General features: G+C 68.3%; 12 protein-coding genes. 9 read left to right on the forward strand and 3 right to left on the reverse strand.

The window, feature by feature from the left end:
* Positions 1 to 25 precede the first annotated feature (25 nt).
* Entirely contained in the window at positions 26 to 1,330 is a 1,305-nt protein-coding gene (locus F7R26_RS09095) for a cytochrome c (protein WP_150990212.1), read from the reverse strand.
* Positions 1,331 to 1,466: 136 nt separating this feature from the next.
* Positions 1,467 to 1,652 (reverse strand): DUF2970 domain-containing protein, encoded by a 186-nt coding sequence (locus F7R26_RS09100; RefSeq protein WP_150990214.1) that lies wholly within the window; start codon positions 1,650 to 1,652, stop codon positions 1,467 to 1,469.
* A gap of 187 nt (positions 1,653 to 1,839) precedes the next feature.
* Here F7R26_RS09100 and F7R26_RS09105 point away from each other — a divergent pair, with 187 nt between their 5' ends.
* A complete protein-coding gene (locus F7R26_RS09105) occupies positions 1,840 to 3,255 on the forward strand; it encodes an aminotransferase-like domain-containing protein (RefSeq protein ID WP_150990216.1) in 1,416 nt (471 codons plus the stop codon).
* 6 nt (positions 3,256 to 3,261) lie between these two features.
* Here the strand turns inward: F7R26_RS09105 and F7R26_RS09110 are convergent, their stop codons facing one another.
* A complete protein-coding gene (locus tag F7R26_RS09110; RefSeq protein WP_416351329.1) occupies positions 3,262 to 4,767 on the reverse strand; it encodes a glycine betaine ABC transporter substrate-binding protein in 1,506 nt (501 codons plus the stop codon).
* 258 nt (positions 4,768 to 5,025) lie between these two features.
* Here F7R26_RS09110 and F7R26_RS09115 point away from each other — a divergent pair, with 258 nt between their 5' ends.
* From F7R26_RS09115 to F7R26_RS09150, 8 genes are all read left to right on the forward strand, one after another.
* Positions 5,026 to 6,072 (forward strand): LysR family transcriptional regulator, encoded by a 1,047-nt coding sequence (locus F7R26_RS09115; RefSeq protein WP_150990218.1) that lies wholly within the window; start codon positions 5,026 to 5,028, stop codon positions 6,070 to 6,072.
* Complete coding sequence (locus tag F7R26_RS09120) at positions 6,069 to 7,562, forward strand: NAD(P)-binding domain-containing protein (RefSeq protein WP_150990220.1); 1,494 nt, start codon at positions 6,069 to 6,071, stop codon at positions 7,560 to 7,562. The genes F7R26_RS09115 and F7R26_RS09120 overlap by 4 nt, the downstream gene beginning before the upstream one ends.
* Positions 7,559 to 8,545, forward strand: coding sequence for an ABC transporter permease (locus F7R26_RS09125; RefSeq protein ID WP_150990222.1), 987 nt, complete (start codon positions 7,559 to 7,561; stop codon positions 8,543 to 8,545). Before F7R26_RS09120 ends, F7R26_RS09125 begins: the two co-directional genes overlap by 4 nt.
* Positions 8,542 to 9,483 carry an ABC transporter permease gene (locus F7R26_RS09130; protein WP_150990224.1) on the forward strand — a complete coding sequence of 314 codons (942 nt, stop codon included), beginning with the start codon at positions 8,542 to 8,544 and terminating at the stop codon, positions 9,481 to 9,483. The genes F7R26_RS09125 and F7R26_RS09130 overlap by 4 nt, the downstream gene beginning before the upstream one ends.
* A complete protein-coding gene (locus F7R26_RS09135; protein ID WP_150990226.1) occupies positions 9,480 to 10,490 on the forward strand; it encodes an ABC transporter ATP-binding protein in 1,011 nt (336 codons plus the stop codon). The genes F7R26_RS09130 and F7R26_RS09135 overlap by 4 nt, the downstream gene beginning before the upstream one ends.
* A complete protein-coding gene (locus F7R26_RS09140; protein WP_150990228.1) occupies positions 10,487 to 11,524 on the forward strand; it encodes an ABC transporter ATP-binding protein in 1,038 nt (345 codons plus the stop codon). The genes F7R26_RS09135 and F7R26_RS09140 overlap by 4 nt, the downstream gene beginning before the upstream one ends.
* Positions 11,525 to 11,616: 92 nt before the next feature.
* Positions 11,617 to 13,191, forward strand: a complete 1,575-nt coding sequence (locus F7R26_RS09145) for an ABC transporter substrate-binding protein (RefSeq protein WP_150990230.1) — start codon at positions 11,617 to 11,619, stop codon at positions 13,189 to 13,191.
* A 12-nt stretch (positions 13,192 to 13,203) separates the two neighbouring features.
* Positions 13,204 to 14,502, forward strand: a complete 1,299-nt coding sequence (locus F7R26_RS09150) for an acyl-CoA thioesterase/BAAT N-terminal domain-containing protein (RefSeq protein ID WP_150990232.1) — start codon at positions 13,204 to 13,206, stop codon at positions 14,500 to 14,502.
* The last annotated feature ends 32 nt before the right edge of the window (positions 14,503 to 14,534 follow it).

Consider the following 14,534-nt stretch of genomic DNA (forward strand, 5'->3'; position numbering starts at 1 on the left):
CGCTTGATGTGGGTGGCGCACGGGCTCAACGGGATTCGGCGGCGTCGCGCTGGCGCCCGAGCGCGGCACGGCGGGCGGCGACAGTTGCTTCCTTGACCGGGCTGGCCTGGTTGCCCCAGCCGGTGCGGATAAAGGTCAGCACATTCGCCAGTTCCTGGTTGTCCAGCGTCCAGCCATAGCCGGGCATGTGGTAATCGGTGGCCGCGGTGCCCACGTGTGCTGTCACGGCGCCATCAAGCAGCAGGTTGGCCAGCGAGGCCGGATCGGGATCCACCACGGTGGGATTGCCCGCCAGCGGCGGGAAAACGCGGGCAAAGCCCTTGCCGTTGGCGCCATGGCAAGGCATGCAGAACTCGGCGTACTGACGCGCGCCGGTGGCATCGAAACGGCCCTGCGCAAGCGTGTCGGCGGTATTGGCGTCATAGGCATACGGCGTTTCGTCGCTGCGCGCGCCGGGCACGGACTTGAGGTACACCGCAACGGCATCGAGGTCCGGGCGTGTCATGAACTGCGTGGACGACGCAATCACCTCGGACATCGGCCCGAAGGAAGTCGCATGCGCATTGCGCCCGGTATGCAGGTATTCGGCAATGTCCTCGCGCGACCAGCTGCCCAGCCCGGTGCGCGGATCGCCGCGCAGGTTGGTGGAGGCCCAGCCTTCCACGCTGGCGCCGGCCAGGAAGTGCCGGCTGCGCTCGTCCAGTCCCTTTTCGGCCATCAGCATGCCGCGCGGCGTATGGCATGCGCCACAGTGCGCCACCGCCTGGACCAGGTAAGCCCCGCGATTCCACTCGACGCTCTCGCCCGCATTGGCAGGAACCGGGCCGGACTCCAGGAACAGCCAGTTCCAGACGCGCAGCAGCCAGCGCATGCCAAACGGCCAGCGCATCTCGGGCTCGGCGGTTTGTTGGCGCACGGCTTTCACTTCGGTGCGCAGATAAGCGTATAGCGCCTGCACATCCGGCTCGGCGAGCTTGGCGTAGGACGGGTAAGGCATGGCTGGATACAGCCGCTTGCCATGCCTGGCCACGCCCTCGCGCAGCGCGCGGTCGAATTCCTCGAACGAGTAAGCGCCAATGCCGCTGTCCACGTCCGGCGTGATGTTGGTCGAGTAGACGGTGCCGACGCCGGTCTTCAACGGCAAGCCGCCGGCAAACGGCGCGCCGCCGGCGCTGGTGTGGCAGGCCGCGCAATTGGCAACCTTGGCCAGGTAGCGGCCGCGCTCGATCTGCGCGGCAGCGGAGGCGTCAGCCGCCGCCGCGAAGCATGGCACCAGCAATAGGACAGCAAAGGCAACGGTAGCGGAAAACCGCCTTGTGGCAAGGCTCATGGGGCTGTTTATCGTTTTAAGCGCCGCAATGGCTTCAGTACGGCGAACGTGCACAGCCCGCACGCGGCGGGCTGTACTTCGTGGTGGCGGGCCTGGATGGCCCCTTGGGCACGGTAGAAATTGGCGGGCTCGCGGCTCAGGCGTGGGTCACCGCCCAGTGCGCCAGCGACACGAGCAGCAGCACCAGCCCCGCCGCCAGCGCCACCCCCGTCAGGATCAACGGCACCGGCCGCACGGCCTGCAGGTCGCGCATATGTTCCTGGCCCTTGCGCAGGCCAAAGAATCCCCACAACACCGTCAGCACCAATCTCAAGGGGTTCATTTCGCTCTTCCTTACATGCTTGCCAAGCGCCGCGTGACCTTGCGGCGCTTTGGCTTTTGGTAGTTACCGAGGATTATGGCGTCGGCTGGCAAGGAATAACAGAATCAGATCTGCGATAATTTTGCGTATCAGTTTGAGCGCCTGAGACTGCGCTCATCGCTACGCCACGGCAACGCCCCCTGCCCCCATGAAGCGCTACGAAGAACTGGCGGAAACGCTGGCCAAGGACATCCGCAACGGCAACCTGCCGCCCGGCACCAAGATGCCGTCGATCCGCAAGACCGTGACCCAATTCGGCGTGAGCCCCGCCACCGCGTTCCAGGCTTACTACCGGCTGGAGGAGCGCGGCCTGGTGCGGGCACGCGAGCGCTCCGGCTACTACGTGACCGGCCAGGTCGGCCGGCCGCTGCCGCAACCGGCCGCGCGCCCCTCGCACCAGGTCTCGACCGACGTTGATATTTCCAAGCTGGTCTTTTCCGTGCTGGATGCCGCGCGCGATCCCCAGCTCGTCCAGCTTGGCTCCGCCTTCCCTTCGCCCGAGCTGTACCCCTGGGCGCGGCTGGGCAAATCGCTGGCCCGGGCCGGGCGCGAGCTCGATCCCTGGTATTCCGTCAACGACATGCCCGCCGGGCACCTTGCCCTGCGCCAGCAGATCGGCCTGCGCTATCTCGGCGCGGGCGCGCCGCAGCCCACCGACGAGATCATCGTCACCAACGGTGCGCTGGAAGCGCTGAATCTGTGCCTGATGGCGGTGACCCAGCCCGGCGACGTGGTGGCGATCGAGTCCCCCGGCTTCTATGCCGCGCTGCAGGCGCTGGAGCGGCTGCGCCTGCGGGCAGTGGAGATCCCGGTGGATCCGCGCGAAGGCATCGACCTGGACGCACTGGACGCCGCGCTCCAGCGCCATCCGATCAAGGCCTGCTGGTTCATGACGCAGTTCCAGAATCCATTGGGCGCGAGCATGTCCGAGGCCAGGAAGCAGGCGCTGGTAGCCTTGCTGGCGCGCCACCGTGTACCGCTGATCGAGGATGACGTCTATGGCGAGCTGTATTTCGGCAATCGCTGCCCCCTGCCTGCCAAGGCCTTCGACCAGGAAGGGCTGGTCATGCACTGCAGCTCGTTTTCCAAGACACTGGCGCCAGGCTTCCGGGTGGGCTGGGTGGCCCCCGGGCGGTATGGCGAGGCGATCAAGCGGCTGCGGCTGATGACCACGCTGTCGGCGGGCGTGCCCACGCAGGTGGCGCTGGCCGAGTACCTGCAGAACGGCGGCTACGACAAGCACCTGCGGCGCCTGCGCCATCTGCTGGAGATGCAGCAGGGCCAACTGATCGCGGCCATCGGCCGGCACTTCCCGGAGAACGTGCGGGTCTCGCAGCCCGCCGGCGGGTACTTCCTGTGGGTGGAGTTTGCGGCCGGATTCGATGCGCTGGCGCTGCATCGCGCGGCGCTGGAACATGGCATCGGCATTGCGCCCGGCCCGATCTTTTCAGCGCGCCAAGGCTATCGCAACTGCATCCGGCTGAACTACGGCCACCTGTGGAGCGATGCCGTGGAAGCCGCTGTGGCCAAGCTGGGCGAACTGGCGAAGGCGCAATTGCAATAGGGCGCGTCAGGCTACCGCCCCGCCTCGGGCATGCCTGCCCAGATACCATTCCCCCAGCTCGAAGCCGGCCTGCACCAGCAGCGCGAGCACCGCGGCCGGGATGGCGCCCGCCATCAGCAGCACGTGGTCGTTCAGCGCCAGCCCGGTGGCGATGCGCTCGCCATAGCCGCCGGCACCGACGAAGGCGGCAATGGTGGCGGTGCCCACGCTGATGATGGCGGCGGTCTTGATGCCAGCCAGCAGCACGGGCATGGACAGTGGCAGTTCCACATAGCGCAGCGCCTGCCTGGGCGTGAAGCCCAGGGCGCGCGCTGCCTCGCGCATGCCGGCTGGCACCTGCTGCAAGCCGGTCAGCGTGTTGCGCACGATGGGCAGCAGCGCATAGAGGAACAACGCCACCATCGCCGGCCACACGCCGATGCGCCCCAGCAGCGGGATCAGCATCGCCAGCAAGGCCAGCGACGGCACGGTCTGCAGCACGCTCACCGTGGCCATCAGCACCTGCCCCAGCCGCTGCCGGCGTGCGGCGACGATGCCCAGCGGCACGCCCAGCAAGGTGGCCGCGCCAACCGCGCCCAGCACCAGGGCCAGGTGACGGCAGGTCAGCCGCAAGGTATCGCGCCCGAACAAGGTGCCGGCGAGGCCCGCCCGCGCGCCCGCCGTTGCATCCGCCACGCCGGCGTTGCCATGCGCCAGGAAGGCCCGCGCCACGGTGGCAAAGGATTGCCCATCCAGTTCCGCCGCGGCATTCATGGCGATCATGTCCGCCGCGCTCACCTTGCCGGCCAGCCCCGTCAATGCCTGCCAGGCGGCCGGGAAGCGCCGCGGCAGGTCCAGTCGGTACAGCACCACGGCGTCATAGCGGGGGAAGTAATGGCGGTCGTCCGTCAGCACGCGCAGGCCGTATTTGCGGATCTTCGCATCGGTGGAATAGATATCGATGGCGTCGACCTGCCCGTTGGCCAGGGCTTCGTAGGCCACGCCGTGGTCCAGCCCCAGGGGCCGTTGGGGCAAGCCGTAGCGCCGCGCCAGCCCGGGCCAGCCGTCCGCCCGGCCCAGGAATTCATGCGACAGCCCGAGGCGCAATTGCGGCTGCGTGGCCAGGTCGCCCAGCGCCGCCAGCCCGAGCTGCCGGGCCTTTTGCTCCTCCATGGCAAGCGCATAGGTGTTCTCGAAGCCAAGCGGAATCCCCGCCGCCAGGCCCAGCGGCGCCAGCGCCTGGTTGATCTGCGCCAGGCTGGCGCCGGCGGGCAGCTTGAGGATTTCACTGGAAACGGTGCCGGTGTAATCGGGATAGAGGTCGATGCTGCCGGCCTTGAGCGCCTCGAACACGATCGCCGTATTGCCAAGGCCGGGCGTGTGCTGCGCACTGGCTTGGGCCGCGGCGGTCTGGGTGAGCACCTCGCCGAGTATGTAGGACTCGGTAAAGCGCTTGGAGCCGACCCGCAGGGTATCGGCGCGGGCCGTGCCAGCTATGGCCAGCAGCGACAGACAGGCCAATGCCCAGCACAGGAGCAAGGCCAGCCGAGGCTCGGTACGGCGAGGGATTCCGGGTTGCAAGGTCAAATGAAGCGCTCTCCTGAGCATGGTGCATGGCACGCGAACTGCTGGGCCGGTTCATCACATGATACGTGCACGGCCGCGACGGCGACGCCGGCGCGCACCCACTTTGTGCCGCATGAGCACATACGAAAATAGTATTTGCAATCCGAATGCTAGCGGGGTGAGAATCCACAAAACACATACATAGCATCAGCAACTCGGGCCCCCATGGAAATCCGGCAACTGGAAGCCTTCGCGGCAGTCATGACCAGCGGCAGCGTGACCGCCGCCGGGCGCCTGCTGGGGCGCTCCCAGCCGGCCATCACGCGCCTGATCCAGGAGCTGGAAAGCGAGATCGGCTTTGCCCTGTTCGCCCGCAGCGGGCCGCGCGTCAGCCCGACCGAGCGCGGCTTCCTGCTGTACGAGGACGTGGAGCACGCGCTGGTTGGCCTGCAGCAGATCCGCGCCCGCGCTGCCGAAATCGCCCGCGAGGAAAACCGCTCGCTGCAGATCGCGGCTACGCCAGCCCTGGCGGCCGGGTTATTGCCCCTGGCCCTGGCCGGCCACCAGCCGGACCATGCGAGGGCCGGGTCGGCCGGCTCGGCAAGCGGGGCAGCCCACGCCAGCCACATCCATATCAATAGCGCTTCCCCCGAGAAAGTCGTGCATTCGGTGCTGACCGGCGCGGCCGAGATCGGCCTGACCAGCCTGCCGCTGGAGCATCGCGGCGTCACCGTGCACTGGATCGGACAGGCTGCCTGCGTGGCCGCGGTACGTGCCGACGATCCCCTGGCGGCGCTGGCCACGATTCCGCTGTCCGCCTGCAGCGGCCGGCGCATCGTCACCATGCAGAATCCCTACCGGCTGCGCCGCCGCCTGGACGAGGCCTTTGCACGCGCCGGGGTGGAGCCGGCCGCGCTGATCGACACCAACTCCTCGCTCAATGCGCTCACCGCCGTGCGCGCCGGGTTGGGCATCGCCGTGCTGGAGCCAGTGACCGCGCGCGGCGTGCCGCTGGCCGATATCGTGGTGCGTCCGATCGATGCCGACATTCCCTTTTACTTTGGCGTGATCACCCCGCAGGCCAGGCCGGCCAGCGCGGCGGTGCTGGCGCTGATCGACACGCTGGCCGACGCGGCCCGCGCGCTGCTGCCGGATTTCGCCCAGCGCGGCCCGGAACAGCACGGCGCGCTGCTGCAAGCGCTGTATGGCGACGCCACCGCCACCGAGCCGGCCGCCGGCACGCCCTACGACACGGAACACACCGACCTATGAACTCGCCCGCTGACACCTTCCCGGCCGCCGCCAACGCCGCCGGCCTTGCCGCCCTGGAAGCGCGCCTGCGCCAGGACCTGTCCTGGCTGGAACTCCCGGCCAAAAGCTGGACCGTGGCGCGCACGCACGACGGCGAGCCGGTGCTGGACGTTGCCGTGATCGGCGGCGGCATGGCCGGCATGGCCGCGGCGGCTACGCTCAAGCACCTGGGCATCAACGCGCGCATCTTCGATCGTTCGCCGGAAGGCTTCGAAGGCCCATGGGCCACCACCGCGCGCATGGAAACGCTGCGCTCGCCCAAGCAACTCACCGGCCCCGCGCTCGGCCTGCCCGCCCTGACCTTTCGCGCCTGGTTCGAGGCGCAGTTCGGCCCCAACGCCTGGGAAGCGCTGGACAAGATCCCACGCCTGCAATGGATGGATTACCTGCGCTGGTACCGCCGGGTGCTGGACCTGGACGTGCGCAACGAACATGTGGTCGAGCGTGTGGTGCCCCGCCCCGATGGCATGGTGGCACTGGAAATCCGCTCGCCCGCCGGCGCGCTGAGCGTGCTGGCGCGCCGCGTGGTGCTGGCCACCGGCCGTGACGGCCTGGGCGGCGCGCATGTGCCGCCCTTCGCGCAGGACCTGCCGCGCTCGCGCTGGGCGCACTCGAGCGATGTGTTCGACTACAACACCTTGCGTGGCAAGCGCGTGGGCGTGATCGGCGCCGGCGCGTCGGCCATGGACAGCGCCGCCACCGCGCTGGAAGCGGGCGCGGCCAGCGTGGACCTGCTGATCCGGCGCGCCGACATCCCGCGCGTCAACAAGGGCAAGGGCGCGGGCAACCCCGGCCTCACCCATGGCCACCCGAGCCTGCCGGACGACTGGAAATGGCGCATCCGCCACTACATCAACGCGCAACAGGTGCCACCGCCGCGCGGCAGCACGCTGCGCGTCTCCCGGCACGAGAACGCGCGCTTCAACCTGGCCTGCCCCATCGAGCGCATCGAACAGGCCGGCGACGCGCTGCTGGTGCATACGCCCAAGGGCGCGTTCGAGCTGGACTTCCTGATCTTTTCCACGGGCTTTCGCATCGCGCTGGAAACGCGCGAGGAGTTCAGCGCCTTCGCCCGCCATATCCGCTACTGGCGCGACCGCTACACGCCGGCCGCGGGGCAGGAAGACCAGGAACTGTCGGACTCGCCGGACCTTGGCCCGGCCTTCGAATTCCTGGAAAAGACGACGCACGCATGCCCCGGCCTGTCGCGCATCCACTGCTTCTGCTATCCGGCCGCGCTGACGCACGGCACCGTATCGGGCGACATCCCCGCCATCAGCGACGGCGCCAGGCGCCTCGGCCAAGGCATCGCTGCGCTGCTCTACCAGGAGGACGTGGCGCTGCACTACGCCAATATGGAAGCCTTCGACGAGCCCGAGGTGTTCGGCGATGAGTGGGTCCCCGCCGGGCCACCCCCGGCGCTGCCCAGCGACGCGGCGAACGCATCATGAGCCGCTGGCCGATCCGATGGCTGGCCAGGCGACTGGCGCAATCGCTGCTGGTAGTGCTGGCAATGACGGTGATCGTGTTCGCCGGCCTGCACGCGATCGGCAACCCGGTCGATATCCTGATCGGCCAGGACGTGGACCAGGTCGAGCGCGCGCGCATCATCGCCAGGCTGGGACTGGACCAGCCACTCTGGCGCCAGTACCTCGCCTTCCTGCAAGGCGCCCTGCACGGCAACCTGGGCAACAGCTTTGTCTATAACGTGCCCGCCATCGCGCTGATCCTGCAGCGGCTGCCCGCCACGCTGGAGCTCGCCGTGGCGGCGCTGCTGCTGGCGGTGCTGGTGGGCGTGCCCTGCGGCCTGTTTGCCGGGCTGTATCCCGAGCATCCGGTGTCGCGCTTGCTGATGACAGGCAGCATCGTCGGCTTCTCGCTGCCGACCTTCTGGGTCGGGCTGATGCTGATCATGGCCTTCAGCGTGCGGCTGGGCTGGCTGCCCTCGGGTGGGCGCGGCGCCACCGCCGAGTGGCTGGGCGTGCCGTGGTCGTGGCTGACCACCGACGGCCTGCGCCACCTGATCCTGCCGGCCATCAACCTGTCGCTGTTCAAGGTGTCGCTGGTGCTGCGGCTGACCCGCGCCGGCGTGCGCGAGGTGCTGCCGCAGGATTGGGTCAAGTTCGCGCGCGCCAAGGGCTTGTCGCCGATCCGCGTGGTGCTGGGCCATGTGCTGCGCAACACGATGATTCCGCTGGTCACGGTGCTGGGGCTGGAGTTCGGCTCGACCATCGCGTTCGCGGTGGTGACCGAGAGCATCTTCGCCTGGCCGGGCGCCGGCAAGCTGATCCTCGACAGCATCAACGCGCTCGACCGCCCGGTGATCGTTTCCTACCTGATCGTGGTGGTGTGCCTGTTTGTCACGCTGAACCTGATCGTGGACATTCTCTACAAGCTGCTCGACCCGCGCGTGCGGCTGGAGGCCGCCACATGAGCGCCATCGACAACCCCGCCAAAGCCGCCACAGCCGCCCCGGCGGCGCCCCAGGCGCTGCGCCGCGAATCGCCGTGGCGCCGCATGGCGGCGGATTTCTTCGCCTCGCGTACCGCTGTGTTTGGCCTGGTGCTGCTGGGGACCCTGGTGCTGGCCGCGGTCTTTGCCCCGCTGGTCACCCCGCAGAATCCGTATGACCTGCTCCAGCTCGACGTCATGGACGCGCGCCTCGCGCCCGGCACGCCGAGCGGCACCGGCACCTACAGCTACTGGCTCGGCACCGACGGCCAGGGGCGCGACATCTTCTCGGGCATCCTCTACGGCCTGCGCATCAGCCTGAGCGTGGGCGTGGGCTCGGCGCTGATCGCCGGCGTCATCGGCACCCTGCTCGGCCTGCTGGCCGCCTATGCCGGCGGCCGCGTGGACAGCATGATCATGCGCACCGTGGACCTGCTGCTGTCGTTCCCGTCGATCCTGGTCGCAATGATGATCCTGGCCTTCCTCGGCAAGGGCGTGACCAATGTGGTGCTCACGCTCGTGATCCTGGAGTGGGCCTACTACGCCCGCGCCGCGCGCGGCCAGGCGCTGGTGGAAAGCCGGCGCGAGTACGTGGAAGCCGCTCGCGGCCAGGGTATTTCCAACTGGCGCATCGTGGTGGGCCATATCCTGCCGAACTGCCTGCCACCCCTGATCGTGATTGCCTCGCTGCAGGTGGCGCGTGCCATCACGCTGGAAGCCACGCTGTCGTTCCTTGGCCTGGGCGTGCCGGTGACCGAGCCCTCGCTGGGCCTGCTGATTGCCAACGGCTACCAGTTCATGCTGTCCGACGAATACTGGATCAGCTTCTTCCCCGGCATCGCGCTGCTGGTCACGGTGGTGGCCATCAACCTGGTGGGCGACCGCCTGCGCGACGTGCTCAACCCGAGGTTGCAGAAATGACGGCGCCGGACATCAATCACGCCGTGCCGACGCTGGAGGTCCGCCACCTGCGCACGCACTTCGAAACCCGCGCCGGCGTGCTGCCGGCAGTCGACGACGTCTCTTTCACCGTGCCGCGCGGCCGCATTCTCGGGCTGGTGGGCGAATCCGGCTCCGGCAAATCGGTCACGGGGTTTTCCATCATGGGCCTGGTGGATCCGCCGGGACGCGTTGTCGGCGGCGAGATCCTGTTCCAGGGTCGCGAGCTGACCAGCATGCGACCTGCGCAGCTGCGCCAGTTGCAGGGCAACCGCATCGCGATGATCTTCCAGGATCCGATGATGACGCTCAACCCGGTGATGCGGGTGGACGCCCAGATGGTCGAGGCGGTGCGCGCGCACAGCCCGGCGAGCCACAAGCAGGCGCGCGAACTGGCGCGCGACACGCTAGGCATGATGGGCATCCCCAGCCCGGAGGAGCGCCTGCGCGCCTATCCGCACCAGCTCTCCGGCGGCATGCGCCAGCGCGTGGCGATTGCCATCGCCATGCTGCACCGGCCCGACCTGATCATTGCCGACGAGCCCACCACCGCGCTGGACGTCACCATCCAGGCGCAGATCCTGTCCGAGGTGCAGAAGCTGGCGCGCCAGCATGGCACCGCGCTGATCTGGATCACGCACGACCTGTCCGTGGTGGCCGGGCTGGCCGATGAGGTCGCCGTGATGTACGCCGGGCGCATCGTCGAGCAAGGTCCGGTCGATGCCGTGCTGGACCATCCGCTGCACCCCTACACCGCCGGCCTGATCGGCAGCTTGCCCAGCCTGAACCAGCGCGGCCAGCGGCTGCGCCAGATCCCCGGCATGACGCCCAACCTGCTGGCGATGCCGCCCGGCTGCGCCTTCGCGGCGCGCTGCCCGCGCGTCTCCGAGGCGTGCGCGCAGGCGCCCGCCATCACCTCGCCGCAGGCCCTGCGCCAGGTGCGCTGCTTCCATCCGGGCCAACCGGCCATTGCCGCGGAGTTCGCATGAAGCCGACTGAACACGCTGCCGGCGAGCAGCCGCAATTACCCGCCCTGATCGATGCCCGCCATCTCGCCAAGCGCTTCGGCGAGCAGCATCCCGGCCGCATTGGCCGCGCGCTGCAGCGCATGGGCTGGTCGGTACCCGCGCCGGTCACGCACGCCGTGGACGGCGTGGACCTGCAGATCCGCCGTGGCGAAGTGGTCGGCCTGGTCGGCGAATCCGGCTGCGGCAAGTCCACGCTTGGCCGCATGGTGGCCGGCCTGCTGCAACCTTCGTCGGGCGAAATACGCGTGGACGGCCAGAGCATCGAGGGCCTGGACGCCAGCGCCCGCCGCGCACTGCGGCTAAAAATCCAGATGGTGTTCCAGGATCCGTACGCCAGCCTCAACCCGCGCCTGCGCGTGGACCGCATCGTCGGAGAAGGCGCGCGCCTGCACGGCCTGGTGGACGCTGCCGGCTTCGACGACTACGTGAGCGCCCAACTGGAGCGCGCCGGGCTGGACCCGGCCCTGCGCCAGCGCTACCCGCATCAGTTCAGCGGCGGGCAGCGCCAGCGCATCGGCATAGCACGCGCGCTGGCCGTGCAGCCAGAACTGCTGGTGTGCGACGAAGCGGTGGCCGCACTGGACGTGTCGATCCAGGCGCAGGTGCTCAACCTGTTCATGGACCTGCGCGAGCAGCTTGGCCTGACCTATCTCTTTATCAGCCACGACCTTGGCGTGGTCGAGCATGTATCGGACCGCGTGGTCATCATGTACCTGGGCCGCGTGGTGGAGAGCGCGCCGACGCAAGACATCTTCCGGCAGCCCAACCACCCGTACACACAGGCGCTGCTGGCGGAAATCCCGCGCCTGGACGCGCGCCACAAGACCTTCACCGCCATCAAAGGCGAGATCCCCAGCCCGCTGGCGCCGCCACCGGGCTGCCACTTCCATCCGCGCTGCCCGCATGCCATGGCGCGCTGCCGGACCGAGGTGCCGCGCCTGCGCGGCATCGCCGTGAACCATCTCAGCGCCTGCCACCTGAACGAGGGTGGCTAACGGTTGGCCATCCGTTGGCTAACTATTGGCTAACTGTTGGCCAATGTGCGCCACATCTCTCAACCCTTCTCACGCCCCGAGGAAACCTGCCCATGAAACGCCTGCTGTCCCTCTCGATCAGCGCCGCCGTTGCCGCCATGCTCTGCGCCGGCGCGGCCTGCGCGCAGTCCCTGTCGATTGCTTTTGCCGATCCGCTTTCTTCGCTGGACCCGCAGCTCAACAACCATGCGGGCGACCGCTCCGTCGACCTGCATTTCTGGGACCTGCTGATCGAGAACAAGGACAACAAGCTGCAGCCGGGGCTGGCCCTGTCGTGGAAAGCGCTGGATGACAAGACCTGGGAGTTCAAGCTGCGCCGCGACGTGAAGTGGCAGGACGGCAAGCCTTTCGGCGCGGAGGACGTGATCTTCTCCTACCAGCGCGCGCGCAATGTGCCGGGCAGCGTGGCGTCGTACGCGGGCTACCTGCGCACCATCGAGTCGATGAATGCCAAGGATCCGTACACCCTGGTCATCAAGACCAATATCCCGAACCCGGACCTGCCCCTGAACCTGGCCTCGATCCATATCGTCAGCAAGCACGTCGGCGAGAAGTCCAGCACCGAGGACTACAACAGCGGCCGCGCCATGGTCGGCACCGGTCCGTACAAGTTCATCTCCTACACGCCGGGCGATCGTGTGATGATGGCGCGCAATGATGGCTACTGGGGCGGCAAGCCGGCCTGGCAGCAAGTCAGCTACCGCTACATCAACAACGGCCCGGCGCGCACCGCCGCGCTGTTGTCCGGCGACGTCGATGTGATCGACAAAGTCTCGGTGTCGGACCTGGCCAAGCTCAAGCAATCGCCCAATATCAGCGTGTTTCCCTATGCCGGCCTGCGCGTGATGCTGCTGCAGCCGAGCTTCAAGCCCGGCCCCAATCCGTACATCACTGACAACGCCGGCAAGCCGCTGGACAAGAACCCGCTGCTGGACGTACGTGTGCGCCGCGCCCTGTCGCTCTCCATCAACCGGCAGGCGGTGGTGGGCCGCATCCTGCAGAACACCGCCAGCGTAGCCAACCAGTGGATGCCGAAAAACACCTTCGGCTACAACCCGGAGGTCAAGGACATCCCCTTTGATCCGGAGCAAGCCAGGAAGCTGCTGGCCGAGGCCGGGTTCAAGGATGGCTTCAAGCTGACCATCCATGCACCCAACGACCGCTATCCGCAAGGCCCGGAGACCGCGCAGGCGGTTGCCCAGTTCTGGACCCGCATCGGCGTCAAGACCCAGGTGGAAGTGGTGCCCTGGTCGGTCTACTCTGGCCGCGCCAACAAGAACGAATACGCGGTCAGCATGCTGGCCTGGGGCAACGGCACCGGCGAGGCCAGCTATGCGCTGGTCAACGTGCTGGCCACCGTGGATGCCAAGAAAGGCCTGGGCGCCTCCAACTGGGGCCACTACAGCAACCCGGCCGTGGACAAGGCCCTGGACGAATCCACCGCCGAGTTCGATGTGCCCAAGCGCGAGGCCATCCTGCGCCGCTCGGTCAAGCTGGTGTCGGACGACGTGGGCGTGCTGCCGCTCTACCACTACCAGAACATCTGGGCCGCCAGGAAGGGCCTGAAGGTGGCGCCGATGACCAGCGACCGCACCGCGGCGATGATGGTCACGCGCGACGGCAAGTAAGGCGGGGCAAACATGGCACAGCTTCATATCACCCCGGCCGACGACCTGATCGACGTCGCGCGGCGGATTTCCGTGTCGGGACTGCGTCCCGGCGAAACCATTGCCATCGCCACGCGCACGCTGCGGGGCCGGGAGCTCGCCTGGGCCAGCGAAGCCACGTTCGCGGCGGACGCCGCCGGCACCGTGGACCTGGAGCGCGACGCGCCGCTGTCGGGCAGCTACACGGGCGTGAGCCCGATGGGCCTGCTGTGGTCCCAGCGCCCGGTCGATAGCGACAGCCGCGAGCAGTTCCATGCGGATGCCACCCGGGCGCTCGTGACCGAGATCACGGTGCGGACCGATGGCGCGCAAGCACGCGGCGAACTGGTGCAGCGCCTGGCGGCTGCCGGCGTGACCCGCCGGGAAGTGCGCGAGGACGGGCTGGTCGGCACGCTTTACCTGCCCGCGGGCCCCGGCCCGCATCCGGCGGTGATGGTGCTCAACGGCTCGGGCGGCGGCATCAACGAACCGCGCGCCGCGCTCTACGCCTCGCGCGGGTATGCCGCGCTGGCATTGGCATACTTCAAGGCGCCGGGGCTATCGGACTACATCTCCAACACGCCGCTGGAATACTTCGAGCGCGGCCTGCACTGGATCCGCGAGCACGTCCGGCCTGCGCGCGGCTTCATCGCGCTGTCGGGCCAGTCGCGCAGCGGCGAGCTTGTGCTGCTGCTGGGCGCAACCTTCCCCGAGCTGGTCTCGGCTGTGATCGGCTACGTACCCGGCGCGGTGGTGCACAGCGCCCAGAACGCCGCCGATCCCGCCATCGGCCGCGAAGGCCCCGCCTGGCTGCACCACGGCAAGCCGCTGCCGCATGTGTGGGAAAACAACCGCACGGCAAGCTGGGCGCCCTTTGACGAGGGCCCGGCACCCCACCGGCATGAACGCGCCATCCTGACCGCGCTGCAAGACCCCGACGCGGTGGCGCGCGCCCGCATCTGCGTGGAGGCGATCCGCGGGCCGGTGATGCTGTTGTCGGGAACCGACGACGGCTCCTGGCCTTCCAGCCTGTATGCGCGCATGGTGGTGGACAAGCTGGCCGAAGCGGGGCATGCGCACGACGTCAGGCACCTTGATTTCGAGCAAGCCGGCCACGCCATCCTCTTCCCGTATGTGCCGACCACGCAGATGGTCTATGCGCATCCGGTATCCAGACGCATCAGCACCACGGGCGGCACCGCGGCGGCCAATGCCGTGGCGGACGAGCAATCGTGGATCGGCGTGCGCGATTTCCTGGCGCGCGCCGTAGCGCGCCACGCTGGCCAAGCCTGAGTTGCCGAACAACAAAATTACTGAGTCAAGAC

Source organism: Cupriavidus basilensis, from assembly GCF_008801925.2.
Lineage (GTDB): Bacteria > Pseudomonadota > Gammaproteobacteria > Burkholderiales > Burkholderiaceae > Cupriavidus > Cupriavidus basilensis.

Excerpts from the sequence above, each read along its gene's own strand:
- F7R26_RS09095 (WP_150990212.1), bottom strand. The coding sequence starts at position 1,330 with ATGAGCCTTGCCACAAGGCGGTTTTCCGCTACCGTTGCCTTTGCTGTC.
- F7R26_RS09100 (WP_150990214.1), bottom strand. The coding sequence starts at position 1,652 with ATGAACCCCTTGAGATTGGTGCTGACGGTGTTGTGGGGATTCTTTGGC.
- F7R26_RS09105 (WP_150990216.1), top strand. The coding sequence starts at position 1,840 with ATGAAGCGCTACGAAGAACTGGCGGAAACGCTGGCCAAGGACATCCGC.
- F7R26_RS09115 (WP_150990218.1), top strand. The coding sequence starts at position 5,026 with ATGGAAATCCGGCAACTGGAAGCCTTCGCGGCAGTCATGACCAGCGGC.
- F7R26_RS09120 (WP_150990220.1), top strand. The coding sequence starts at position 6,069 with ATGAACTCGCCCGCTGACACCTTCCCGGCCGCCGCCAACGCCGCCGGC.
- F7R26_RS09125 (WP_150990222.1), top strand. The coding sequence starts at position 7,559 with ATGAGCCGCTGGCCGATCCGATGGCTGGCCAGGCGACTGGCGCAATCG.
- F7R26_RS09130 (WP_150990224.1), top strand. The coding sequence starts at position 8,542 with ATGAGCGCCATCGACAACCCCGCCAAAGCCGCCACAGCCGCCCCGGCG.
- F7R26_RS09135 (WP_150990226.1), top strand. The coding sequence starts at position 9,480 with ATGACGGCGCCGGACATCAATCACGCCGTGCCGACGCTGGAGGTCCGC.
- F7R26_RS09140 (WP_150990228.1), top strand. The coding sequence starts at position 10,487 with ATGAAGCCGACTGAACACGCTGCCGGCGAGCAGCCGCAATTACCCGCC.
- F7R26_RS09145 (WP_150990230.1), top strand. The coding sequence starts at position 11,617 with ATGAAACGCCTGCTGTCCCTCTCGATCAGCGCCGCCGTTGCCGCCATG.
- F7R26_RS09150 (WP_150990232.1), top strand. The coding sequence starts at position 13,204 with ATGGCACAGCTTCATATCACCCCGGCCGACGACCTGATCGACGTCGCG.